This is a genomic window from Cognatundibacterium squillarum, assembly GCF_014652435.1.
GTDB lineage: Bacteria > Pseudomonadota > Gammaproteobacteria > Burkholderiales > Burkholderiaceae_D > Undibacterium > Undibacterium squillarum.
The window spans coordinates 88,843-112,010 of the sequence record NZ_BMYU01000012.1; the positions used below are offsets into that span (position 1 = coordinate 88,843).

Consider the following 23,168-nt stretch of genomic DNA (forward strand, 5'->3'; position numbering starts at 1 on the left):
AACTGAGCGCTTTCCATCCTGATCACGGTATACAAATTTCTGTATACCGTTTATCGATTTTGCTGATGCCAGCGCTCCCCCCGTTCCGACTATACTGAACTACGGCCCAACGGTCTGAGGCATACACGCGCCCCGACCGTCTATTTTCGCGTCTGCCCTACGCATACTGGAGTCGTTATGCACATCGAAGAATCCCTGAAGCTGGACTTTAAAGACGTCCTGATCCGCCCGAAACGTTCTACCCTGACCTCCCGCGCACAAGTCGAACTGGAACGTGAATTTGTTTTCCGTCATTCGCACCGTCATTACCGTGGTGTACCGGTGATTGCCGCCAACATGGATACCACCGGCACGCTGGAAATGGCAAACGCGCTGGAACCGCACGGCTTATCCGTCGCTCTGCATAAACATTATGATGTGGAAACACTGGTTAAGTTTTTCACCGGCCTGCAAAACAAATCGGCAGTGTTTTACTCGATGGGCATTACACCGGCAGATTACGAAAAATTCACCACCGTGATGAAGCAAGCCGGTTCCGCGATTGAATACGTGTGTATCGACGTCGCCAACGGTTATACCGAAACCTTTATCGAATTCGTCAAGAAAGTCCGTCAGACTTATCCGCAACTGACCATCATGGCCGGTAACGTGGTCACCGGCGACATCACCGAAGAATTAATTCTGGCCGGCGCGGATATCGTGAAAGTCGGCATTGGTCCCGGCTCGGTCTGTACCACCCGCAAAATGACCGGCGTCGGTTATCCGCAACTGTCTGCCATCATCGAATGCGCGGACGCAGCACACGGCCTCGGTGGTCAGATTTGTGCCGATGGCGGCTGCGTGGTACCGGGTGATCTGGCGAAAGCCTTCGGCGGCGGCGCCGACTTCATTATGCTGGGAGGCATGCTGGCAGGCCATGACGAATGCGCCGGTGATCTGGTCGAACGTGACGGTCAGCAATACAAACGTTTCTACGGCATGAGCAGCAAAGCCGCGATGGATAAATATGCGGGCGGCGTTGCCAAATACCGCGCTTCCGAGGGTAAGGAAGTGCTGGTTCCGTATCGTGGTCCGGTAGAACAAACTGTGCAGGATATTCTGGGCGGTGTGCGCTCAGCCTGTACCTATGTTGGTGCACACAAACTCAAAGAACTGACCAAACGCACCACTTTTGTACGTGTGACGCAGCAACTGAATGAGTCGCTCGGCAAATCCTGATCTGTTTTTCGTGTAGTTGGCCGCAATGCGGCTCCCTGCTTACGGGCTGACCACATGGTCAGCCCGTTTTTTTCTGCACAATCTCAGCCAAAGGCTGTTTTCCCGCACAAACTGAGCCGAAAACAACAACTGGCACATAATGTGCTAAACAAATTTCCGTATTCCCTGCCCATGATGAAAGAACTGTTGCACCCTGTTTTTTTCCGTGGCACGATATTTTTCAGCACCCGGCTGCGCGCAGTCTGCAGACCGGACGCAAGGGAATAAAGCACAGAGAAATAACAACACTGGCAACAAGAATCTTCCGTTTTCAGGCAGACAAGATACACATCCGGCAAGCCAGGATAACCCGCATTTCGTAAATGGAGAGATATGAAGAAGGCAGGAGAATACAGCCGCAAGGGCATTCCTTCGCTGGCGATTACGAGTGTACTGGCAGCATGCTTGCTGACAGCTTGTTCCAAAGACCCGCAACCACAGGCAGCACCAGAAGAAACTGCCTCTGCACCGGCCAATCCTGACCACCCTACCGGTCTGGTCAAAAATCCGGTCAAACACGGCCACGTTGCCGATGTGACGCAATGGATGGATCAAGCCGGCACCAAAACCCCGCAACAGATCGCCGCCGAAGAACGCGCTGCGAAAGAAGCGAAAGAGAAAGCGGAAAAAGCCGCACTGGAAGCCAAAAAAGCGCAGGAAGCCAAAGCCGCACCGGCACCGGCCAAACCTGCCATCCGTGAAACCGTAACGCCGGTGACACCGGCTCCGCAAGCCGCAGCACCTGCGCCGGTACAGGCTGCGCCGGCACCCGTTCAGGTTGCTGCCGCAGCCCCCGCTCCGAAACCTGCCGCAGCGGAACCGGAGAAAAGCAATGTGCTGAAACTGGTCAGCAATCCGGCACCGAAATATCCGACTGCTGCAGCGCGTGCCGGCATTACCGAAGGTGCCGTCAGTGCGCGTTTGCATATCGAACCGGACGGCCGCGTTTCACAAGTGGAAATCCTGAAAGCACGCCCGACCAAAGTGTTTGACAAAGAAGTCATCGCCGCCGCATCGCAATGGAAATATGCACCAATTGCGAAAGGTCAGACTATCGTGACCGAATTTAATTTCAAATACGATAACTGATACAACAGCGGGAACGCTTGCTGATCCGGTAACAGTTACCGCAACGCTTCCGTATCGTTCCGGTTCAGTGCAACAGAAACAAAAACAGCCGCAATTGCGGCTGTTTTGCTTGGCGCCTGGCGCTTACACAACGATCAGGCTTCCGGTTTCAGCAAGCCCACTTCCGGCAAACGCATGACCTTGATAATGTCGATCAGGATAATCATGCGGCCCTCATCCATCTGACCGATACCGTCAATCACGTCCGAAGAAAATGCCGTGCCGACTTCCGGTGCCGGACGAATCGCCGAATCCGGCAGACGAATCACATCCGATACCGCATCCACCACCATACCAATCACGCGGCCGTGCAATTGCAGAATGATCACCACGGTTTCTGCATCGACAGTGTCCGGGCCGGTGTTAAAGCAAACCCGCATGTCCATCACCGGCACAATCACGCCGCGCAGATTCAGCACACCTTTCATGTGCGCCGGTGCATTTGCAATCACGGTCACCGGTTCCACGCTGCGCACTTCCTGCGTCAGCAGAATCGGCACACCGTATTCTTCTTTACCCAGGCGAAACGCCAGAAATTCGCGTTCGGCGACGATGCCGTCTGATGCTTGTTGCTGATCATTCATACTGTTTCCGTTTCAAAAAACACATTTATCAGGCCAGACCGGCCAGTTTGCGCAATACATGGGCCACTGCACGCAGCCCGAATGAAGCCGTCACCACCACCGCCGAACCAAAACCTGCGCAGTTCAGACCGGTAATGCCTTCTGCGCTGGCAGCACCGGTTTCACAGGCTTCTGCGGTTTCCGGCATGGTCAGCACTTCCATCGAAAACACTGCATCGATGCCGAATTTATTTTTGGTACCGCGCGGAAAACCGAAATTCTGACGCAGGCGTTTGCGTACCAGCGCCAGCAATGGCTCCTGCTCGGTGCGCGACAAATCACGAATCTCGATTTTACCCGGATCAGTCTGCCCGCCCGCTGCGCCTATCGTGATCAGCGGAATACCTTTTTCGCGGCAATACGCAATCAGTGCGGTTTTGGCCTTGACGTGATCCATCGCGTCGATGATGTAATCAATCGGTGCATCGCCCAGCATTTCCGGCATATTGTCCGGCAGGATAAAGTCTTCGACTTCACGCACCTCGCAAAACGGGTTAATCAGCGCAATACGTTCAGCCAGCGCCGTGACTTTGGCCTTGCCGATGGTATCCGATGTTGCCTGAATCTGACGGTTGATATTCGATTCCGCGACCATATCCAGATCGATCATGGTGATTTTGCCAATCGCGCTGCGCGCCAGCCCTTCCACCACCCACGAGCCGACACCGCCCACACCCACTACCACCACATGCGCCTGACGGAAACGTGCCAGTGCATCGGCGCCGTACAGTCTTGCAATTCCGCCAAAACGGCGGTCAAAGTCGATTTCTGAATCTTGTTGCATAATTGAAGTCAGGGAAAATTCAGACTACATTTTACTGGAACTCACCCTGCATTATTTGCCGGGTTGTTCCGCAAGCATCGCCGGAGCGGCATTGATGTGTCGCAAGCGCGCTGCGAAGTACTGCTTCATAATGAGAATCTGCTTCTGTGCAAGGAGTTACCATGCCAAATTTGTACGATACCGCCCCCGCTTTCGATGAACCGATTGCTGTGATCCGTCACTGCCATGAACGTATCCGCAAACAACTGACCACGCTGGATAAACTGGTCAACTATCTGCCGGACCGCGGGGTGGATGAAAGCGTACAATCGGCCGCCAAAGCCGTACTCAAGTATTTCGACAAAGCAGCGCCGCTGCATCATCAGGATGAAGAAGTCGATCTGCTGCCGGCACTGCGCGCCACCGCACAGGGCGATGATGCGCGCCAGCTGGAACAAACCACCGCCACCATTCTGCGGCACCACAAAGAAATGGAACGCCTGTGGCAAACCCTGCGCTCCCAGTTAGAAGCGCTGGAAGACGGCTCCGGCTACGATTTATCCGCTGCCGATGTCGAAGACTTCAGCGCGCTGTACCGTGAACACATGGCGCTGGAAGAAGGCCAGATCGCACCACTGGCGATACGCGTGCTGAGCGAACAGCAAATGCGCGAACTCGGCGCCTCGATGCAGGAACGTCGCGGCATCGTGCCCGCCACCTGAACCGAATTCAATCTGTTTTTAAAGGAAAAGTATGTCTATAGCTGATATCCGCACCGATTACCAACGCGATCAACTGACGGAAACCGATGTTGCCGCCGATCCGTTTGCCCAGTTCGCCCGCTGGTTTGATCAGGCGCTGACCGCCGGTGTACCGGAAGTCAATGCCATGACCCTGTCCACCGTCAGCGCCGAAGGCAAACCGAGCGGCCGCATCGTGTTGATCAAAGATTATGATCAGCGCGGCTTCAGCTGGTTCACCAATTACGACAGCGCCAAAGGCCAGGATCTGGCCAGCAACCCGTTTGCCTCGCTGTTGTTTTTCTGGATCCCGCTGGAACGTCAGGTGCGCATCGAAGGCCGTGTTGAAAAACTCAGCGACGCTGAAAACGATACTTACTTTTTCAGCCGTCCGGTCGGCAGTCAGCAAGGTGCTCACGCCTCACGCCAGAGCCAGCCTATCGCCAACCGCGAAGCACTGGAACAACAACTGGTAGACGTCGTCGCCAAATTCGGCGACCAGCCACCGCGTCCGGCCCACTGGGGCGGCTACCGCCTGATTCCGGAACGCATCGAATTCTGGCAAGGCCGCCCGTCCCGCCTGCACGACCGCATCGTCTACGAAAAACAAGCCGACGGCAGCTGGTCCATCCAGCGCCTGCAACCTTAAGCGCCGCGCCGCCGCTAAAACAAAAAAGCCATGCTGTGATGCATGGCTTTTTGTTTTTTCACTGACAAATGAACGTCAAAGACACCGAAACTGAGACTCCGGCAGCTTCACGCCCGCGGCTTGTCACCAGTGTTGCAATGATCAAGCAAATTCCATGTCGGCGCGGAACGCTATAGATTCCACACCTGAGGAGGAATAGTCGACTGCAGGCATCGCCACGCGCTGAACTGTTGATGATTTTTTTGTACTTTGGGGGAGTCATTATAGGAAGGGTTAGGCTGCGGGTTCATACATCAACTCGCGTGCATTCAAACTCTACCGCACCATCGCATGGAACATCGCCAAGTTCAATTTTGAAGCCCAGAACTTCAATTAAACCTGAATTTGGATCTATAACCCGGCCAACCCCACGATAGGCATATGGACCAATTTGTTCTAACCTTTCTTTCGATTTTTCTTCTTTTTCTTCCTCGGGCCAATCCTGTAGATATGCCGCACGTACCTCCGCATCAAGCGCCGAAAGGCGATTTTCGATGGTGTCACCTTCCTTCAACTCCAGCCCCCAGCAGAAAGCGGTAATTTCACCAAGATTGCTGCGCAGGGTAACACTGGCACACTCATCGTCGGGCGAATAGGGTTCTACGCGAGAAACAACAACGGTGGCGTTCATAGCGGCCTAACGAAGCTGTATAAAAACTCCATCCACAAGCAACAAAGCCTGCAAGTATCGGAAGTTTTCAGCAAATAAATTGAATGGACATTTCATGCAGCGAGTGTGCCGCGCAATTGGTTTAAATGGCAAGCTCTTTCGATGGCGCGACTGGAAACCATGCCGCGACTGTAGGCCAGCAAGAATGAATCTAGGATTACGATCGATGTGTTTGTAACGTGCCATCTGCATCTCCGAATTGGGTGACTAAAGATGGAACGTTTACCGGCTTAATTCGTTTACCTGTTTTTGGACTTGTTTGGACTTTTTATACAGCCTCAACGCCCAAGGTAAGCGGCGCCGGAGCCCGGAAGGGCGGAGGGTACCAACACTGGCCATGAAAATGGCGAAGCCATGGCCAGTGTTGGCGTCCGCTTGACCGCCCAGTTAGGCGTCACGCCGTTCAACCGCGGCTCTTGCGGGTTCTGGAAGTTGTGCATATAGCTCCGCAATTTGCTTCGGGCGTGTGATTCGGTCTTCAACAATGAAGTTAATCATGTTGAAAAGATGCTGCCCCATTTCAGGAGTGTCATTCAGGTTGATCTCTCCTGGGTGAACTGCATTATTTCCAACAACTCGACAGAAATCGAAGGCCTGTTGAACCTGGACAGGTAAACCTTTGGCGACAAGGGATTTAATGTCTGTATTGATGTTTTCTCCCTTTTCGCCAAGCTCTGGCATCAGCTTCTGTATAGCCAACCTCAGAAGTGCAACGGCTGCCCTCGGCGACCTGGCAAATATACTCCTGGCTTCCTGGTACTCATCAACAATTGATGCTGGCGTGTCCGGATGTGGGGGCGCAACTGGAGCCTCTGCTGGAATGATCATTCGGGATTGGTGCCAATAGCTCAATTCACGACAGTGCTCGCACTGGCAGTATGTGACTGGCGATTTCGTGGTGCTGTGATAGCCAAAGGTAAGGATGCCCCAGTGCTGTTTTGCGAAGACTCCGCAATGGATGCAGTTGAACTGCTTCACTTGGTCTTGTGGCGGATAGTACTTGCTCATGATTCCTCTATTTGATGCCTAACGAAGCTGTATAAAAACCCCATCCACCCGCAACAAAGCCAGCAAGCATCGGAAGTTTTCAGTAAATAAATGGGAATGAAATTTCATGTAGGAAGTGTGCCGCGCAATTGGCTCAAATGGCAAGATTTTTATGCTTCGTTTCGCGGCTTAATGCATCGTCAAGACGACTTATTCTTATCGTCTCGCCCCGTAACCACAATGCGCCAGTTTTTCGATGTTATGGACTAAGCAGAATAAATTCCACTGCGTGTTAACTTTGATTTGGCTGTGTAAAGTGAATCGGGCCAGCCCTTTGTTTTAGCGCAGATTTCCAAACACGGGCTCGACTGTGCACATGCACTCACTGTAGCGCCGTCGGCCTTCGGGGCTATCGATACGTGCCATCTGCATCTCCGAATCAGGTGATTAATGAAGGAACGCTTACCGGCTTAATTCGTTTACCTGTTTTTGGATTTGTTTGGACTTTTTATACAGCCTCAGCGCAAAATTGAGCGGCACGTGCGTGTGCGTCCGGCGGAACGAAGTGGAGCGAACCCGAATGTTTTGTTATGTTTCATTTTTGAGATCATCTAAGCATTTTCTCGGATCAGTAACAAATCGTGCCGCACACGACATTTGTATTGACTCCATTAACTGCCTTTCAGTCGCATTCGAAATCAAACGTAATTCAGGAAAAAACAAAACACAATTTAGTTCATTGGCGACTTCAATCAACTTACCAATTAACGGCATAAATTGTGTGTGTAACGCTAAACGAATTTGGATATCTTTAACTGAATTATTTTCATAGCCTACTTGGATATCATTTTCCTTTTCATTTCCCCAACACAGTAATGTATCGCTCCAAGTTTCTGACGGAGGAAGAATCGTGGACAATAGATCTTTAAAGTTTGTCGTCGGTTGGCGGTTCTTCCATGTAATCTCAGTTTCGTATCCATCCGATTCATACAGGCACGATGGATCGAAATCAGCTTCCACAGCCCAGTCTCGAGGTACTAAAACGATTATGAATTGCCAAGCGGCCATATTTTCTTATAAAACATAACGCAAAAATGAGCGGATGGCCGCCCACGAATCAAAAACAGACTGATTCATATCATAGCCAGTCTGACCGATTGTCCAGTTATACCTTTCCACTTAATGCCCTAAAGGTTAAAGGAAACTGGCGGTTAAATTGTTCCCAATTTGGTGTTGCTGAGAAGCCTCCATATTCATGCCCCGCCATTAGTAAAATTAGTAGAGTATCTTTCTCGTTCTTGTTCAGTTTGGAAATCATTCCGCCAAAAATGGGATCCCCCAACTTGATAAGTACTTGAACCAGCGTTCTACCATGTTCGAAGGCTCCTTCTCCATCAACCTGAACATTAACTAAGTATTCCAATGCATCGGGATCTTGATCACCGAGTAAAAGTCTTAAATGTTTATGGTATCCATACTTTTCAGTAGGACTTTCCAGAGATAACGCCACTTCACTCACGTCAACACCCTCAATTGGGCGAAACACGTAATAAAGGTGTGTTGCAAAGCCCAAAAGTGCCAATACAAGAATGATTCCTATTTTCTTCATACGATTTAACGAAGCAGTATAAAAACCCCATTCGCCAGCAACAAATCCAGCAAGAATTGGAAGTTTTCAGTAAATGAATGGGAATGAAATTTCATGTAGGGAGTGTGCCGCGCAATTGGTTTAAATGGCAAGATTTTTATGCTTCGTTTCGCGGCTTAATGCGTCTTCAAGGCGACTTATTCTTATCGTCTCGCCTCGTAACCACAATGCGCCAGTTTTTCGATGTTATGTACTAAGTCATCGCGAAAAATTGTAGTCGGTAGTTTTACTGACGGACGTAAAACTCAGCAAATCAGAACACTGCCTAACGTTTGAAGTCAGCGCAGCTGGCGCTACGCTGCAATGAAGGGTTGGGCGTCACTGCCCGCTCCACAGTTCATTTAGCCACTCTGGATACGCATCGTTTTCGGCGTAGTAGATGACAGCCGCTACTCTTTGTTCAGCTGACAACGCTACTGGCCCAGTGAGCACATCATCCACCGCGACAGAAACCTCCAAAAAGTATTTGTAGCCATTTGCTAAAACCTCCTCGGAAATCCGAAATTCTTCGGTGAAGGCTACAAGTTTCGCTTCTGAATCGCTAGACCAAGGTCGTTTGGCAACGATACACAGCGACTCATCGCTCGATTCCAACATGGCTACGATCTGCGCTAGTTTCATGACGCCCGACGTGTGCGTTCAGCGGGAGCCGTAGGCAAACCGCTGCAATGATGGGACGGACTCCCCCGCTTTTTTGCGCGGTATTAAGCGCGCTGATTCACATTGAGGATAAGGATCAGTTTTCAACGTAAGGAGTCCACTGTGAATATTTTTGTGGCCTTTGGTTTGGCCAAATCTGTTTTTTAACTTGCTGTCGCCGATACGCAATGGCGAGTAGTTGAACAACACCGGTTGAACCACGCGCAATGTGCGCGATGCTTTATCAATCGCAGTGTTTCGCTGGTGATTATAATAGCTTGCGGCGTTGAGTTTTCAACATTCTGCAAACACAGACGTACAGATTCTTATTTGTTTCAGCTCTGACTGCTCTGAGTTTCGACACTAACACTATGCAAATATCGTCATTTCAGGTTTTCTGAGGTCCGGACTTTCTGCCGACAACCGCCGGGTTGCTGTGCTGAACTCCGCATTTGAGGCATTTTCGGCTCCAAAAGCGATGTTCTCCGGCGTTTTGTGAGCGCAGGCCGGAATGCGTGTCGTAATGACTGCTGCATTGCAGGCCGATGACATCAGGCTGACATATTTGCTGTTTAGTCTGGTGCGGTCTGAAACAGCTTGACGTGTGTATGCAGCCTGCGCCTTTCCGTGTGTTGATTCTGAGTGTGTCTGCCGGTGCCGGTCATCAGCGGGCGGCGGAGGCTATTGCGGCGCATGCGGCGCGGCATTTTCCGCAGGCGGAGATACGTCATCTGGATGCGATGCAGTTTGTCAGCGCGGCGTTTCGTAAGCTGTACACCGATTTGTATCTGAAGCTGATCAGTAAAGCGCCGGGGCTGTGGGGTTATCTGTATCAGTTCAGCCATGATGCGCAGCAGGACAGTAAAACCGAGCGTTTGCGCCGTGCGCTGGAAAGGCTGAATGCGCGGCCGCTGCTGAAAGCGGTGCGGGAGTACGGTGCCGATGCCGTGATCTGTACACATTTTTTACCGGCAGAAATTCTGAGCCGCCTGAAACATCAGCGCCGCCTGCCTTGTCCGGTCTGGATACAGATTACCGATTTTGATTTGCACAGAATGTGGATACAGCCGGGTGTGGCTGGCTATTTTGCGCCGAATGAAGAAATCGCTTTCCGTCTGCGTATGCATGGCGTACCGGCGCAGCGCATTCATGTGACCGGCATTCCGGTGATGCCCGGTTTTGTGCATCCGCCGACACGGGCACACAGCTTCGCCAGCCTGCCGCTGCAGGAAGAACGGCCGACGCTGTTGCTGATGAGCGGCGGTGCGGGGCTGGGGAATGCGGCGACGCTGGCAGAGCAGTTACTGCAACAGCGCAGCGATATTCAGCTGATCGTACTAACCGGAAAAAACGCGGTGCTGCTGCAGCAATGTCAGGCGCTGCAGACACGCTATCCGCAACGCCTGCTGGCAGTCAGTTTTACCTCGCAGGTGGAACATTACATGGCTTGCGCCGATATCGTGATCAGCAAACCGGGCGGATTAACCAGCAGCGAATGTCTGGCGATGGGCGTGCCGATGATTGTGCATGATCCGATTCCGGGGCAGGAAGAGCGCAATGCCAATTACCTGCTGGAGCAAGGCGTGGCGCTGCATGCATGGGATTTTCCGAGTCTGCTGTACCGGCTGCAAACCCTGCTTGATCACCCCGATTTAATGAAACGTATGTGCGATAAAGCCAGAGCGCTCGGGCGTCCGGCGGCGGCATTACAAGTGCTGCATCTGGTGTTATCGCATGCTGACCAGAAAGTACCGTATGAGTCTGCAACGCCTGCTGCCGTTAATATGCCGTCTGATCTTTGTGAGCCTGCTGGCCATAGGCTTTGCACAGGTCGAAATTCAGATTGAAGGCAGCGCAGGCTGGGGCGCAAGCCTACCGACCTGGCGTATCGAAAATCACTGGCTGCTGGATGTGTTCTGGGGTGGCCGCGCGATGACAGGTTATCACGCATGGGTATTTCCGTGGATTGCCTTATTTTTTCACTGGCCACTGCTGCATTTAGAGCGCCCGACATGGCGCGACGAAGCCGGTGTGATCGCAGCGATTATTCAGTTCTGGATTATTGAAGATGCGATGTGGTTTGTGATGAATCCGGGCTTCGGCTGGCAGGCACTGAATCCGGCAGTGGCGCACTGGCATAAACACTGGCTCTGGGGTTTGCCGGTGGAATACTGGGGTGGCACGCTGGTGATGCTGGGTTTGCTGTGGTACAGCCAGCGGCGCATTCTGGATACATATACACCGCCTGCCTGACTTATTTACGCTATCACTTATCAATTAAATTAATTGATATACATCTGCATTTATACCGGCGTCAGAAATAAAGCCTTTTCTGCCGCACGGCGCTTGACCAGTCCCGGTAAAGGTTTCCCACCGGCATTCACCCATTTACCGAATTCATCTGCCGCACCGGCGCGGTCTCCGGCGTTCAGTTTTTTCAGCAATGTGGAAGATTTCAGATTGCCGATTCCCAGATTAAAGGTAAAGCTGGTCAGCGCGCCGAATTCATTGTCATTCAGCGGCACGGTCACGGCTGCTGACACATCGCGGCCGGTATTCATCAGATCACCGGATAACAAGGCTTCTGCCTGCGCTTCGGTAATGCCACCGGGATACAACTGATTCACAGTCGCCTGATCCGCCGTACCACGCAGCATGCGGCCCTGATACACAATGGCGTGGCCCCAGCCTATGGTCCAGATGCCAACCGGATCCATGTACGGATCAATCGCGCTGGTTTGCGGTTTTCCGTCTCCCAGCCCTTCATACTGCTTGATCAGATCGATTGTCGCCTGATTGACTGCACGTAATGCCATCGCTGTTCCTTTCGCAGAGCGGCCGCTGTGCGGCGCTACCGGTTTCTGCCGTTATCCCCGCGATAACGGCATACAGCATGATAGCAAAATGCAATCAACTACAGACTGAACCAGCTCAGTTCTGCCAGCGCGCAGCAAACAGTTGTCGCGCTTTCACCACCTTCGGTGCGACCACAAACGCGCAATACCCCTGCCCCGGATGCTGAGTGAAGTAATCCTGATGATAGTCTTCCGCCGGATAGTAAGGCGCCAGTGCCGCCAGCTCCGTCACCACCGGCGCATCCCACAGCGCACCCGCCGCCTCAATCGCCGCTTCCGCCTGCTGACGCTGCTGTTCATCATGGTAAAAGATCACAGACCGGTACTGCGTACCAATGTCATTACCCTGCCGGTTTAAGGTAGTCGGATCATGAATCGCAAAAAAGATTTGCAGCAATTCCGCAAACGAAATCTCGTCTGCATCAAACACCACCCGCACCACTTCCGCATGCCCGGTCTGACCGCTACAAATCTGCTCATAGGTCGGATCCGACGTCCGCCCGCCGCAATAACCGGACTCCACCTGTACCACACCGCGTATTTTGCGAAACACGGCGTCAAGGCACCAGAAACATCCACCGCCTAAAGTTGCTGTTTGTAATGAAGGCATTGCCTGTCCTTTCCTGTTGATCTTTTCATTTCCTTTTTACGACAAACCCGTCTGACTTAGTCTGCGCGGGATGCTATTTCCTGACAGTCTGCCACGTTTCTTACCAACGCTTACAAAGCCTTGCAATTTCTGCACGGTCTTGCTTTTACAATACGCGCCTTTTCCAGCATTGATCAGGTTCTCATGCAAACCAGCAAATTCAAAGACTTGCTGCGCACGCTGTTCCGAATTCGTCAGCCGCGTGCGCTGCCGCCCGCAGGGCCGAAGCCGGCTTTCGGGACTTCTATTGTCAGGGACAACCTGAAAATGCAATTGTTTCTGGCGATTGACTATGAACAGTGGGATTTTCTGACGGCACAGGGCTGGCGGGCGCTGGATTATAAAAACAACCGCCGCCGTTACTACCGCGTACCGCGCAAGGCAGTGGAGCGCTTATTACGTGCCGATGCGGAGCAACGCCATGAAATCCATCAGCGCATACTGGATACCCGTTATCCGGCCCGGTATCTGCACTGATGCTGATAAACGCGCATAAAAATAGCTTTGTAACAAGTTCTCTCTCCGGCCAGCCGCTGGTATCCCCGCTTGCGGCTGGCATCTGCCACTGACCTGTCTGTACACCGCCACCGCCTGCCGCCGCCCTGTACTCAAGCACTGGGTGAACGGTTAAAATGCGGTATGCAGAATTTTTCCGACGATGTTCATACCCAGAGCGCTGATGATTTCGCTCTGCAGACTTTTTTTAAGACCGGTATTTCCCCCGACGATATTTCCGCTGTGTATTCCCTGAAACGGGCGCAACCCGTTTTGCAGGCGTTCACGGCGATTTTTCACGGCGGATTTAACGGCGTGCTGTTGCGCCTGCTGGTATTGCGCGAGCTGGCATCCGATACCGCGACCACGGCGTTCAGCCGTGCCGATATCAATGCGCGTCTCGGTTATCTGGACCCGGATGCACTGGAAACTGTGCTGACCCGTTTGCGTTCAACCGGTCTGATCAGCTGGGATAACAGCCAGTCTGTGTACCGGATTACGCCGAATGCGCGCAACGTACTGGCTGCCACCGAATCCCTGCTCGGCACCGATGAAAATGCCGATGCGGCTGAGATGAGCTTTGTACTGACGCAGGTCGCCGGTGCGCAGGCCGTCGGCGGCGTGTCGGTCGAACAATTGCATCACTTGCTGGGCCGTTTGCTGGAACTGACTGAAGAGTTTTCGGATGCAATTGCATCCGGTTCGGAATTCCAGTTGCGCAGCGCACAGCAAAAGTGGCACAGCGCCTGTGACTGGGTGGAAAAAGGTTCGCAAATCATCCATGCGATTACGCATGATGAACGTGCGGATGCCGCCACCCACAAAGCGGCGCAAGCAATTGGCCGTGCGCAGAGTCATTTGCTGAATATGCAGGGCATGTTCTCGCGCGCACTGAACCAGATTGAACGTCAGCGCGTGCATCTGGGACAATCCGGCTTGTCCACCACCGATATCAAAACCTGGCTGCTGCAAAAAGATGATCTGGCTTCGCTGGCTGACGATGCTTTATCGCATCCGGTCACACCGCTGTTTATCACGCCGTCTGAAATGATCGACGTGGCAGAAAGCGAATTGCTGAGTCACCGCGTGTCTGCGGTATCCGGCGCGCTGCCTGCCGGTGAAAATGCGGTCGCGCTGGCCGGTGATGATTCCGATGCGCTGCATGAACTGGATCACTGGCTGGGCATGCTGCAGGGACTGAGCCAGAATGAACAACCGCAACTGGTGGCAGACTTGCTGACACCGGTGAATTTTGCGGTGGCGTCTTACCGCGCTTCCATGCTGCCGCTGATCGGCGATCCGAATGAATCTGCCTTACAGGGCGCAACCGGTACGCTGGCACGCCTGCCGCTGCAATGGCAGATTCACGACAAAATGAAAAAGGTACAGGCGCAGGACATTGCCTCAATGTCCGTTGCAACCATCGCCCGCCTGCCATCCGAAACCACACCGAATTCTGATTCCACATCATGACTGAAGAAGTACAAATCCTGATCGCCAGATTACTGGCGCATCAGACCTTGCGCCGTGACGATAAGCTGGTGAAACGCGCCTTGTCTGACGAAATTTTCCGTACCGATCTGGATGCGCGCCTGAAAGCCTGCGGCATGCGCTTTGTGGACAATGTGTATGCCGATCACGTGACGCTGGCATTTACCCGCGATTGCGAACCGCGTGTATTCGGTACGCGCGAAACCTGGCAAAACAATAATTTCGGTCTGGCGCGTGACGGCGTGGCCTTGCTGGTGGTGTTGTGGTCGCTGATTATTCTGCCGAAACGCGCCCGTCAGGAAGCGCATCAGGCTGCAGCGGAAGACCAGACCGATATGTTCGGCAAAGAAAAACCGATGCTGCGCGCCGAAGAAACCTCGGTCGGTATTTCTTACCGTGCGCTGCTGGCGGATTTCGGTGAAAAACTCGGCAAAAAAACCCGTCTGGATATGAATCTGGGTTTGCTGGCACGTCTGGGATTTATCGAACGCAAGGGCGATCAGTTGCTGGAAGGCCCGCTGCTGGATTTGCTGATGGATACCGATACCCTGCGCGACCGCATTATCAACGGCGCCTTATCGGATATTTTCCCGCTGCCGGTCAGCCGCCTTGCTGCTGAACTGCAAAGCACGCAGGATGATGTCGCGGAACCGTCCGCTGACGACGCCTCCTGATCAGGCATCCCGCCGTCTCAACGTTAATAAGACAGAATTATGTTTCATCTTCAATCGCTGGAACTGGTGCACTGGGATTACTGGCAGCGCATCAAAAATATTCCGCTGAATGCGAAAATCATTACCATTGCCGGCCAGAACGGTTCCGGCAAAACCACACTGCTGGATGCATTGCGCACGCTGTTCGGGCTGGAATGCTCGATGGGCCGTTCGTATAAACATTATGCGCGTCACTCCGGCCAGCAATCGTCGTGGATACGCGCCGTGGTTGATAACAAAGCGGTCGGCCCGCAGATTTCCAATCGTCCGTTCCGCATGTCCGGTCTGTATGACGATGAGGTCACGCTGATCTGCAAAATCGAAAAAAACGGCGGCGATTGGAAACGTCAGTATCTGATGCGCGGCGGCGTGGTGGACATCGAAGAAGTCACTGAAGCCAGTGACTGGCTGGGTGTGGAAAGTTACCGCAAACGTCTGGCGCATGCAGGTTTATCGAATGCGATGGGCAAGGTGCTGGCACTGGAACAGGGCGAAACCGACAAGCTGTGCGAATACTCGCCGCGTCAGTTGCTGGATCTGGTGTTTCAGGTATTCGGTGATAAAGAAGTGCTGGATGCCTACGACGATGCGAAGCGCCATCAGCACGATACGGAAATTGAATTACAGCGTTTTGAAACCGAACTGGATGGCGCAAAAACCAGTCTGGAAGGCTTGCGTCTGCGTGTCGCCAATTTCCATCAGTATGAAAGTCTGAACAAAGAAAAACGCGATTTGCAGGAATCGGTATTACCGACCCTGCAGTACCATGAAGCACGTGAAAAAGCCGGTGGCATTTCTGCCAGCCTGCGCGCATCGCGCCGCCATCTGGGCAGCCAGAATGAAACCCTGAGCAGCCAGCGTCAGCACATTGCGAAGCTGGCGCAAACCCTGACCGAATCGCGCCAGTCTGAAGCAGCGCTGGAACAGGAAGAAAACACACTGCGCGAACAACTGGGCAGAATCAACAGCAAACTGAAGCCGCTGGAAAGTTTGCTGGAACAAAAGCAGCGTCTGGAAAAACTGGCAGCAGAAGCCGATGAACAGGTTGCCGATCTGGCGCAGGGTTTAACGCAGAAAGAGAGCGAATTCACCCGCCTGAAATCCGAACGCGATCAGCTCAGCCAGCGCATCGCGGCTGACCAGTCCACCATTTCTGCATTACAGGGCAAAACCGGTTTGCCGGACCCGGACAATGTGCGTCAGATGCGCAAAGCGCTGCGTGACGAAGACATCGCGCACTGCATGCTGACCGATATCGTCGAAGTAACAGATCCTGCATGGCAGGCGGCAATTGAAGGCGTGCTGCGCAGCTATACCTCGGTGATCCTGCTGGACAAAGCCAGCGATGCACAGCGTGCGTATAAAATCGGTGAAAAACAGCGCTACAACCACTTCATCGTGGCAGACCGCGTCAGTGCACCACTGGTCAAAGATAACAGTTTATTGTCGGTAGTGAATTTCACCGCGCTCGCGCCGGAATGGCTGATTGATCAGCTGCAGCGCATTACCCGTGTCGATTCGATTGAAGAAGGTCTGGCGTTTTCGCGTCAGCGCGAATGGATCACGCCGGAAGCCTATCATTTCGAACGTCGCGGCGGACGCTCCCTGTTTGTGGAAGTTTCGCGTTACCGCTTCGGTAATGCGGGCCGTTCGCAACGTATGGAAGCGCTGCAGCGCAGTCTGCCGCGTCTGCAGGCACAGGAAGATCAGCTGACACTGCAAATCTCGCGTCTGGCCAGCGAGATCAGCGATATCCGCAGCCGTCTGGCCGGTGTCGATGCCACCAAGGAACTGATGGCTCGTCAGGCTGAATTTGACGAGGCCGTACAGCAGGTTGCGCCACTGCGCATGCAGCGTACCGAAACCGGAACACGTCTCGGTGAAATTGCGCCGCTGCTGAAATCCGCGACAGAACAGCGCTCGGTCACGCATCTGAAATGGGAACAGGCCAAAGCCGCTCTGGCAGAAACCGAAGCGCAAAAATCACAGGCAGAAAAACGCTATTCCGAAGAACGCCGCAGCCATGCGGAACACTTATGCAATCTGCGTGCAGAATGGAAACATTTGCCGGTTGGCTGGCGTCGCCGCGCGCATCGCGAAGCGCTGATCGCGGAACATGAAAACGCGCATCAGACCGAGCTGCGTTTGCGTAATCTCGGCAATCAGCTGGCGCGTGAAGACTGGGAAACCGATGCAACCGTGGTCAGCCAGTACAGCCGCCTGCAGCATTTGCTGCAAACCCGCGTCTCTGAAACCGAAGAGCGCCGCTATCAGAATAACCGCGCGATTGAAGCCACCATCAACGCCCGCGCTGCTTATATCGAACGTCTGCGTTTCACCATCAAGGCTTACAGCAAAAACATCCGTGAACTGGGTGAACTGGCTGGCATCGAAGTGCATACCGATCCGGTAAAACTGGAAAACGATGATATCCAGCTGAATCAGGCCGGCCTGCATGTACGCTTCAAATTCGACGGCAAAGGCCCGATTGGTATGAACGACGGCGAAGCTTCCGGCGGACAACAGGTGATGAAGTCGCTGATTTTGTTAATCGGTTTATTAAAATCCGAAGACGGCAGTGGCGGCTTCGTATTTATCGATGAACCGTTTGCCCATCTGGATATCCGCAATATTCAGCTGGTCGGCGAATTCCTGAAAAACACCGATGCGCAGTATCTGATGACCACACCGCTGACGCACAACACCGATGTGTATGATCCGTCTGAACTGACGCTGATCACCAGCAAAAAGAAAAAAGAAATGCCGTGGGCGCAGCCTATCTTCGTGCTGCAGCGTAAAACCCGTGGCCGCGATGCACGCTGATAGCGCCGGCCACGGATCTTAGCTTTCAGCGGGGCTGGTGATTCTGCTGCACTAACGGGTTCTGCCTGAACAGCAGAACCCGTTTTCTTTTCCGGCTTTCCGGATCGTTTACACACAACACTGCGGATGATTGCCGTGCCTCACTGTGCAGCTATCCGCATCGATGCATTCTGGAGAGCCGGACTTTCTGCCGTGGAGCGGCGAGTTGCTGTGCTGAATACCGCATTTGACATGTTTTCAGTGGCTGATCTGGCTTACCGCCACACTTTCCGCAAACACGTTCTTTTCCTGCAAACAGATGCCATCACGTCAATCATCGTCCTGTTCATCACTTTATCCCTTCCTGCCAACATAATATTTAAGTAATTTATAACTTTGATATTGGCATTAATTGAGCTGTGCGTTATTTTTTAATCTTCGCAGCGAACAATAAACAACCAGAGAGAACAATATGAAAAGACGCGACTTCCTGCGCATCAGCGCCATCAGTGGTACCGCCGCCGCCCTGCCCGGTTGCGGTGGCAGCGATAACAACACTAGCAGCGTTGCGGAAGCACCGCAACCGAAAGTGGTGGTGTTATGGAATACCGCGGCACTGGCTGCCGTACGTGATGCGAAACCGGGGCCACCGATGGTCGCGCGCTCACTCGCGGTTATCCATACCGCTATTTATGATGCCTGGGCTGCTTATGATGCCGTTGCGGTCGGCACGCGCCTGCGTGGCGCACTGCGCCGTCCGGAGGCAGAACGTACTGCTGCGAATAAAGTCAAAGCCATGAGTCAGGCGGCGTATGCAGCATGTCTGAACCAGTTTCCTGCGCAGAAAGCGATTTTCGATAAAGCCATGAGCCAGCTCGGATTCAGCGTTTCGGCATCTTTTGATCCGGCACAGCCGGAAGGCATCGGCAATCTGGCGGCACAGGCGGTAATTGATTTCCGTCGCGGCGATGGCTCGAATCAGGATGGCAGTCTGACTGCCTCCGGTACACCCTACGCGGATTACACGGGCTACGCACCGATGAATCCTTCAACAGTGTTCACCGGCACCACACCGATGAGCAGCTTTCCCGCACCGGATCACTGGCAGCCGCTGACATTTACCGATGGCGCCGGTGTCACCCGCACTCCCGGCTTTATCGCACCGCACTGGCGTCATGTCGTACCGTTTGCGATGACTTCATCCAGCCAGTTCCGTCCGGGGCCACCGGCAGCGCTGAATACTCCTGCATTCACTGCACAGGCGCAACAAATCGTCGACATGCTGATCAATCTGACGGAAAAACAAAAGTGCATCGCCGAATACTGGGCAGATGGCCCGAACTCTGAACTGCCGCCGGGTCACTGGAATCTGTTTGCACAAGTCATTTCTGAGCGCGACAAGCATGACAACGACAAAGACGTGCGCCTGTTCTTTGCTTTGACCAATGCGGTGTTTGATGCGGGTATCGCCACGTGGGAATGCAAACGCTTCTATGACTACGTGCGTCCGATCAGCGCAATCCGTTATTTATTCAACAGCCAGACCATCAAAGGTTACGGTGCCGGCGGCCCGCCAGCGGGTCTGGTCGATATTTCCGGTTCCGGCTGGCGTCCGTTCCAGCGCGATACCTTCCCGACACCGCCATTCGCGGAATACACCTCCGGTCACAGTGCGTTCTCCGCGGCCGGAGCCGAAGTCCTGCGCAGCTTCACTGGCAGCGATGCATTCGGTCACAGCGCAACGATACCGGCGCGTTCCCTGATTGCAGACAGCAGTTTGCCGACAGCACCGGTCACCCTGAGCTGGGCAACCTTTACCGAAGCCATGGAAGAAGCCGGCATGTCGCGCCTGTACGGCGGCATTCACTTCGCGGATGGTAATAATGCCGGTAAAGATATCGGTAAAAAAACCGGCGCTCAGGCATTTGCCAAAGCACGTCGTTACTGGGAAGGCACGGCATAATCACGCAAAGTTGCCTGACGCAGCAGGCAACTTTGCGCTCATGCATCCATTCTTTACACGGTCAAACCTCACTATATCCATACTGAGATGTGTTTGACCGTAGTAAGCAGGGTTTGCGGCAAATAGCTGAAATCGCCCTACAACGTAAGTGTGGGGCAGATCAGAAATACGCGCATGATCTCTGCTTGCAGCGTCTGGTGCACATACAAAAGATTCAGAGTTCAGCTTTGCTCTGTTAATGTTGGTTGGTTCTGTGCAGTAACCGTTATTTCAGGTAACTCAACATAAAAGCAGCTTCCCTTTCCGACTTCCGATTCAAACCCCAGTTTTCCGCCCATACCTTCAACCAAGTCTTTGGTAATTGCCAGCCCAAGTCCGGTACCACCTTTTTCCCGTGTGTCAGAAGAGTCCGCCTGAGAAAACTTTTGAAAGAGCCGTTCTCTGAATTCCATCGGAATCCCGGGACCATAATCGCGTACTGAAATACGTATCATGCTGCCAATTCGCGCGACAGTCACATCAACATTGCATGATTTCGGTGAATATTTGGCTGCATTTGAAAGAAAATTCGCCAGTATTTGCTGAAAGCGAGCAGGGTCTGTACGCACAAACGCATGCTCCAGTTGCGCCTGAATATCAAACCCGACCCCCCATTGTTCTGCGTAACTGCGATTAGTTTCCACCGCCAGTTCCACAGCACTCAACACCTCCGTCACTTCAAAATGCATCTGCATTTTTCCGGCGGACAGTTTTTCCATATCCAGCAAATCATCAATTAATGCCCCGAGCCTGAGGCTGTTCTTGTAAGCTGTTTCCAGCAAATTTTTTGCCTTTGGCGGTAAATCTCCCAGTACACCACCACAAGCTAATCGTAAACTGCCACTAATGGAAGTCAGCGGCGTGCGTAACTCGTGGCTGACAATCGAAACAAATTCCGATTTCATTTGCTCAGCTTTGTAGCGCTCCGTAATGTCTGTCAGCGCTCCTGCCATCCGAACCGCCACACCTTGCTCAGAACGTATTGCCATTCCCCGGGCATTAAACCAGCGCCATTCTGTACCGTCTTTACCCTGCACTTGCAATCGAAAACGTGCATCGAAGGTGGCATGATTCTGCAGATGATTGGACAGTTGCTGCTGCAAAATGGCTTTGTCGTCCGGATGTGCCAGTGCCTGCAGCGAATCCAGTCCCTGAGGCAAGTCATTTTCACTCAGCCCGAGTAATTCAAATACGCGCGGCGAATAATAAAAACTGTTTTCGACGATATTCCAGTCCCAGATGCCATCATTGGTTCCCCGCACTGCGAAATCAAAACGTTCTTCACTGCGTCGCAAAGTTTCGTGGCTCTCACGAATTTCTGACGTCATTTCTTCCGCCAATCGAACCGCTGCATCCCTTTGCCTGGATATAAAGTACATCAGAAAAAGAATCAGAAAGCTGATGCTCGTACCCAAAGCTAATACAACCTGAGGCAACTGCTTTTCTGTCAACAAAAGATTATTTACTGCTTCAATATCTGCATCCTGAGGAGCACCGTATCGCTCACTCAGAACAACAGTCCATTGCCTTCCGAAAACATGTAGTTGCCTGACTGTACGAAAGCGTAAGTGCTGCTGCCCGACGGTCGTGCCAGCAGCAATGGTGGTGTCATAAAGCCGGTTCTCAGGTGACAGCTCAGTTCCGTCAAAAATCTGAAACTCTACACCTGTCGCCCCCCGTCCTAAAATACCTTCCATCAAATCATCAACCCGATAGGGGCTATAAGCAAAGCCATATAGCGCAGCACGGCGCTCAGCAACATTCTGAGGCTTACTTTGTTTGCGGTAGACTGGCACATACATGAGAAAGCCCGCCTGCACCTTGCCCTTATTTTCCTGAACCAGCGTCACCTTACCGCTGATTGTGGTTATGCCGTTTTCCGCAGCTTGCCACATTGCCAGAGCCCGGGTCCGTTCACTCGCCATGTCAAATCCGAATGCAGCAAGATTCCTGCCCTCAAATGGCTCCAAAAATATAATAGAGGTATATAAATCTCGCTTGCCTACCGGCTTTACATGGTATTGAGGAAAGCCTTCTGCACGAATAGCTTGTTCATGCCTAGCTAATTCATCGGGTTTAAGTAGTAAACTGAATCCGACCCCGAGAATTCCGGGATAATTCTTAGCCAACTGCAGCCGGTCTACGTAGGCTTTCCAGGCGTTTCGATCAACTGTCGGGCTGGCATCAAATAAGCCGGCACTTCCCAGCAGAATTTGCTCATGTTGTGTTAAGCGCTTCTCAATGTTGTCAACGATGTCTTTGGCTGTCAGTTGAAAACGAGCTTCCTGGTAGAGTATTTCCCTTTTCTTAACTTGTTGCCAGGAAAATAATGTCACACCCATGCTAACCAGAAAAACCATAATTGCCGGAAAGAGGCCAACGTTTGCATGCCAGAATTTCGAATTCACGTCCCCCCCACTTTCAACGGATTATGTGGAAACACACATCAAAAAAAGCACAAGGTATTCAGGAAAAACACTAGCGTAGGCAAGAGAATATTGCAATTGAATACCACCAAACATCTGTTAAGCCGAGAAACTTAATTTGTTTGCCAGCAACAATGAGACTGAACATATCAATTTGGCGATCACCTCGGCGTCGGCTATGTGTTCAACAACGGGCTGGACCTTGGTCTGAAGGTGCAGCATTTTTCGAACGGCGCGATCAAGCGGCCGAATCCGGGTGCAAATGTTGCTGTTGTGCGGGTGGCGTACCCGTTCTGAGGTGTTGGCGGAGCGCTGCCTGTGCGGCAATCCGCATTGATGTATTCCGGAGAGCCGGACTTTCTGCCGTGGAGCGGGGAGCTGCTATGCTGAACACCGCATTTGGCCTGTTTTCTGATCTGCAAAGCACAAACCCGGCGGGAGCCGGGTTTCTTTTTGTCTTTCCGGGTTTGTGTTGTTTGTGCTTTTCGCTTAGTTCTTGTTCTTTTTCCGCTTTCGCACTTTTGGCGCGCACAAAGCAAAACCCCCGCCTCATTCGAGAGCGGGGGTTTCTTATGGGGAGCCTGACGATGAC

The 23,168-nt window shown here is 52.7% G+C and carries 23 protein-coding genes and 1 pseudogene; 13 read left to right on the forward strand and 11 right to left on the reverse strand.

The window, feature by feature from the left end; translation table 11 throughout:
* Positions 1-177: 177 nt before the first annotated feature.
* Both IE092_RS17835 and IE092_RS17840 read left to right on the forward strand, forming a co-directional pair.
* Positions 178-1,218: a GMP reductase gene (locus IE092_RS17835; RefSeq protein ID WP_189358921.1), complete on the forward strand. Its 1,041-nt coding sequence runs from the start codon at positions 178-180 to the stop codon at positions 1,216-1,218.
* A gap of 372 nt (positions 1,219-1,590) precedes the next feature.
* Complete coding sequence (locus IE092_RS17840; protein WP_189358923.1) at positions 1,591-2,346, forward strand: energy transducer TonB; 756 nt, start codon at positions 1,591-1,593, stop codon at positions 2,344-2,346.
* A gap of 134 nt (positions 2,347-2,480) precedes the next feature.
* Here IE092_RS17840 and IE092_RS17850 read toward each other — a convergent pair whose 3' ends face one another.
* Positions 2,481-2,969 carry a chemotaxis protein CheW gene (locus IE092_RS17850; protein ID WP_189358924.1) on the reverse strand — a complete coding sequence of 163 codons (489 nt, stop codon included), beginning with the start codon at positions 2,967-2,969 and terminating at the stop codon, positions 2,481-2,483.
* A 28-nt stretch (positions 2,970-2,997) separates the two neighbouring features.
* Positions 2,998-3,792, reverse strand: coding sequence for a tRNA threonylcarbamoyladenosine dehydratase (locus IE092_RS17855; RefSeq protein WP_189358926.1), 795 nt, complete (start codon positions 3,790-3,792; stop codon positions 2,998-3,000).
* Between the two features lie 161 nt (positions 3,793-3,953).
* Between IE092_RS17855 and IE092_RS17860 the strand changes: the two genes are divergently transcribed.
* Together IE092_RS17860 and pdxH are read left to right on the forward strand one after the other, a co-directional pair.
* Positions 3,954-4,493: a hemerythrin domain-containing protein gene (locus tag IE092_RS17860; RefSeq protein WP_189358928.1), complete on the forward strand. Its 540-nt coding sequence runs from the start codon at positions 3,954-3,956 to the stop codon at positions 4,491-4,493.
* 31 nt (positions 4,494-4,524) lie between these two features.
* Positions 4,525-5,160, forward strand: a complete 636-nt coding sequence (pdxH, locus tag IE092_RS17865; RefSeq protein ID WP_189358930.1) for a pyridoxamine 5'-phosphate oxidase — start codon at positions 4,525-4,527, stop codon at positions 5,158-5,160.
* A gap of 286 nt (positions 5,161-5,446) precedes the next feature.
* Here pdxH and IE092_RS17870 read toward each other — a convergent pair whose 3' ends face one another.
* The 6 genes from IE092_RS17870 to IE092_RS17895 all read right to left on the reverse strand — a co-directional run bounded on the left by IE092_RS17870 (position 5,447) and on the right by IE092_RS17895 (position 9,101).
* The gene (locus IE092_RS17870) at positions 5,447-5,830 is read right to left on the reverse strand and encodes a hypothetical protein (RefSeq protein WP_189358932.1); all 384 of its coding nucleotides are present in this window, start codon (positions 5,828-5,830) and stop codon (positions 5,447-5,449) included.
* 426 nt (positions 5,831-6,256) lie between these two features.
* Complete coding sequence (locus IE092_RS17875) at positions 6,257-6,877, reverse strand: DUF4145 domain-containing protein (protein ID WP_189358934.1); 621 nt, start codon at positions 6,875-6,877, stop codon at positions 6,257-6,259.
* Positions 6,878-7,072: 195 nt separating this feature from the next.
* A complete protein-coding gene (locus tag IE092_RS18975) occupies positions 7,073-7,186 on the reverse strand; it encodes a hypothetical protein (protein ID WP_268249287.1) in 114 nt (37 codons plus the stop codon).
* A gap of 258 nt (positions 7,187-7,444) precedes the next feature.
* Positions 7,445-7,924, reverse strand: coding sequence for a hypothetical protein (locus IE092_RS17885; protein WP_189358936.1), 480 nt, complete (start codon positions 7,922-7,924; stop codon positions 7,445-7,447).
* Positions 7,925-8,021: 97 nt separating this feature from the next.
* Positions 8,022-8,465, reverse strand: a complete 444-nt coding sequence (locus IE092_RS17890) for a hypothetical protein (RefSeq protein ID WP_189358938.1) — start codon at positions 8,463-8,465, stop codon at positions 8,022-8,024.
* A 357-nt stretch (positions 8,466-8,822) separates the two neighbouring features.
* A complete protein-coding gene (locus IE092_RS17895) occupies positions 8,823-9,101 on the reverse strand; it encodes a hypothetical protein (protein WP_229793253.1) in 279 nt (92 codons plus the stop codon).
* A 650-nt stretch (positions 9,102-9,751) separates the two neighbouring features.
* Between IE092_RS17895 and IE092_RS17900 the strand changes: the two genes are divergently transcribed.
* Both IE092_RS17900 and IE092_RS17905 read left to right on the forward strand, forming a co-directional pair.
* On the forward strand, positions 9,752-10,990 hold the full coding sequence (locus IE092_RS17900; RefSeq protein WP_189358942.1) for an MGDG synthase family glycosyltransferase: 1,239 nt from the start codon (positions 9,752-9,754) through the stop codon (positions 10,988-10,990).
* Complete coding sequence (locus IE092_RS17905; protein ID WP_308427156.1) at positions 10,944-11,396, forward strand: hypothetical protein; 453 nt, start codon at positions 10,944-10,946, stop codon at positions 11,394-11,396. The genes IE092_RS17900 and IE092_RS17905 overlap by 47 nt, the downstream gene beginning before the upstream one ends.
* A gap of 50 nt (positions 11,397-11,446) precedes the next feature.
* Here IE092_RS17905 and IE092_RS17910 read toward each other — a convergent pair whose 3' ends face one another.
* Entirely contained in the window at positions 11,447-11,959 is a 513-nt protein-coding gene (locus IE092_RS17910; protein WP_189358946.1) for a lysozyme, read from the reverse strand.
* Positions 11,960-12,074: 115 nt separating this feature from the next.
* Positions 12,075-12,608: a peptide-methionine (S)-S-oxide reductase MsrA gene (gene msrA, locus IE092_RS17915; protein WP_189358948.1), complete on the reverse strand. Its 534-nt coding sequence runs from the start codon at positions 12,606-12,608 to the stop codon at positions 12,075-12,077.
* A 183-nt stretch (positions 12,609-12,791) separates the two neighbouring features.
* Between msrA and IE092_RS17920 the strand changes: the two genes are divergently transcribed.
* The 5 genes from IE092_RS17920 (at position 12,792) to IE092_RS17945 (ending at position 20,111) form a co-directional block, all read left to right on the forward strand.
* Complete coding sequence (locus IE092_RS17920; protein WP_189358950.1) at positions 12,792-13,124, forward strand: hypothetical protein; 333 nt, start codon at positions 12,792-12,794, stop codon at positions 13,122-13,124.
* Positions 13,125-13,286: 162 nt separating this feature from the next.
* Complete coding sequence (locus tag IE092_RS17925) at positions 13,287-14,615, forward strand: hypothetical protein (protein WP_189358952.1); 1,329 nt, start codon at positions 13,287-13,289, stop codon at positions 14,613-14,615.
* On the forward strand, positions 14,612-15,307 hold the full coding sequence (locus IE092_RS17930; RefSeq protein WP_189358954.1) for a hypothetical protein: 696 nt from the start codon (positions 14,612-14,614) through the stop codon (positions 15,305-15,307). The genes IE092_RS17925 and IE092_RS17930 overlap by 4 nt, the downstream gene beginning before the upstream one ends.
* A gap of 39 nt (positions 15,308-15,346) precedes the next feature.
* Complete coding sequence (locus IE092_RS17935; protein ID WP_189358956.1) at positions 15,347-18,169, forward strand: ATP-binding protein; 2,823 nt, start codon at positions 15,347-15,349, stop codon at positions 18,167-18,169.
* Positions 18,170-18,620: 451 nt separating this feature from the next.
* Positions 18,621-20,111 carry a vanadium-dependent haloperoxidase gene (locus IE092_RS17945; RefSeq protein WP_189358960.1) on the forward strand — a complete coding sequence of 497 codons (1,491 nt, stop codon included), beginning with the start codon at positions 18,621-18,623 and terminating at the stop codon, positions 20,109-20,111.
* 221 nt (positions 20,112-20,332) lie between these two features.
* On the opposite strand, the gene IE092_RS17950 is transcribed toward IE092_RS17945, so the two are convergent.
* Positions 20,333-22,558, reverse strand: a complete 2,226-nt coding sequence (locus IE092_RS17950; protein ID WP_189358962.1) for a CHASE domain-containing protein — start codon at positions 22,556-22,558, stop codon at positions 20,333-20,335.
* Between the two features lie 165 nt (positions 22,559-22,723).
* On the opposite strand from IE092_RS17950, the pseudogene IE092_RS17955 reads away from it, so the two are divergent.
* Positions 22,724-22,873: pseudogene (locus tag IE092_RS17955) on the forward strand (acyloxyacyl hydrolase); the annotation flags it as partial.
* Between the two features lie 86 nt (positions 22,874-22,959).
* Positions 22,960-23,168 (forward strand): hypothetical protein (locus tag IE092_RS18910; RefSeq protein WP_229793254.1); only part of this gene is annotated, 209 nt, incomplete at its 3' end.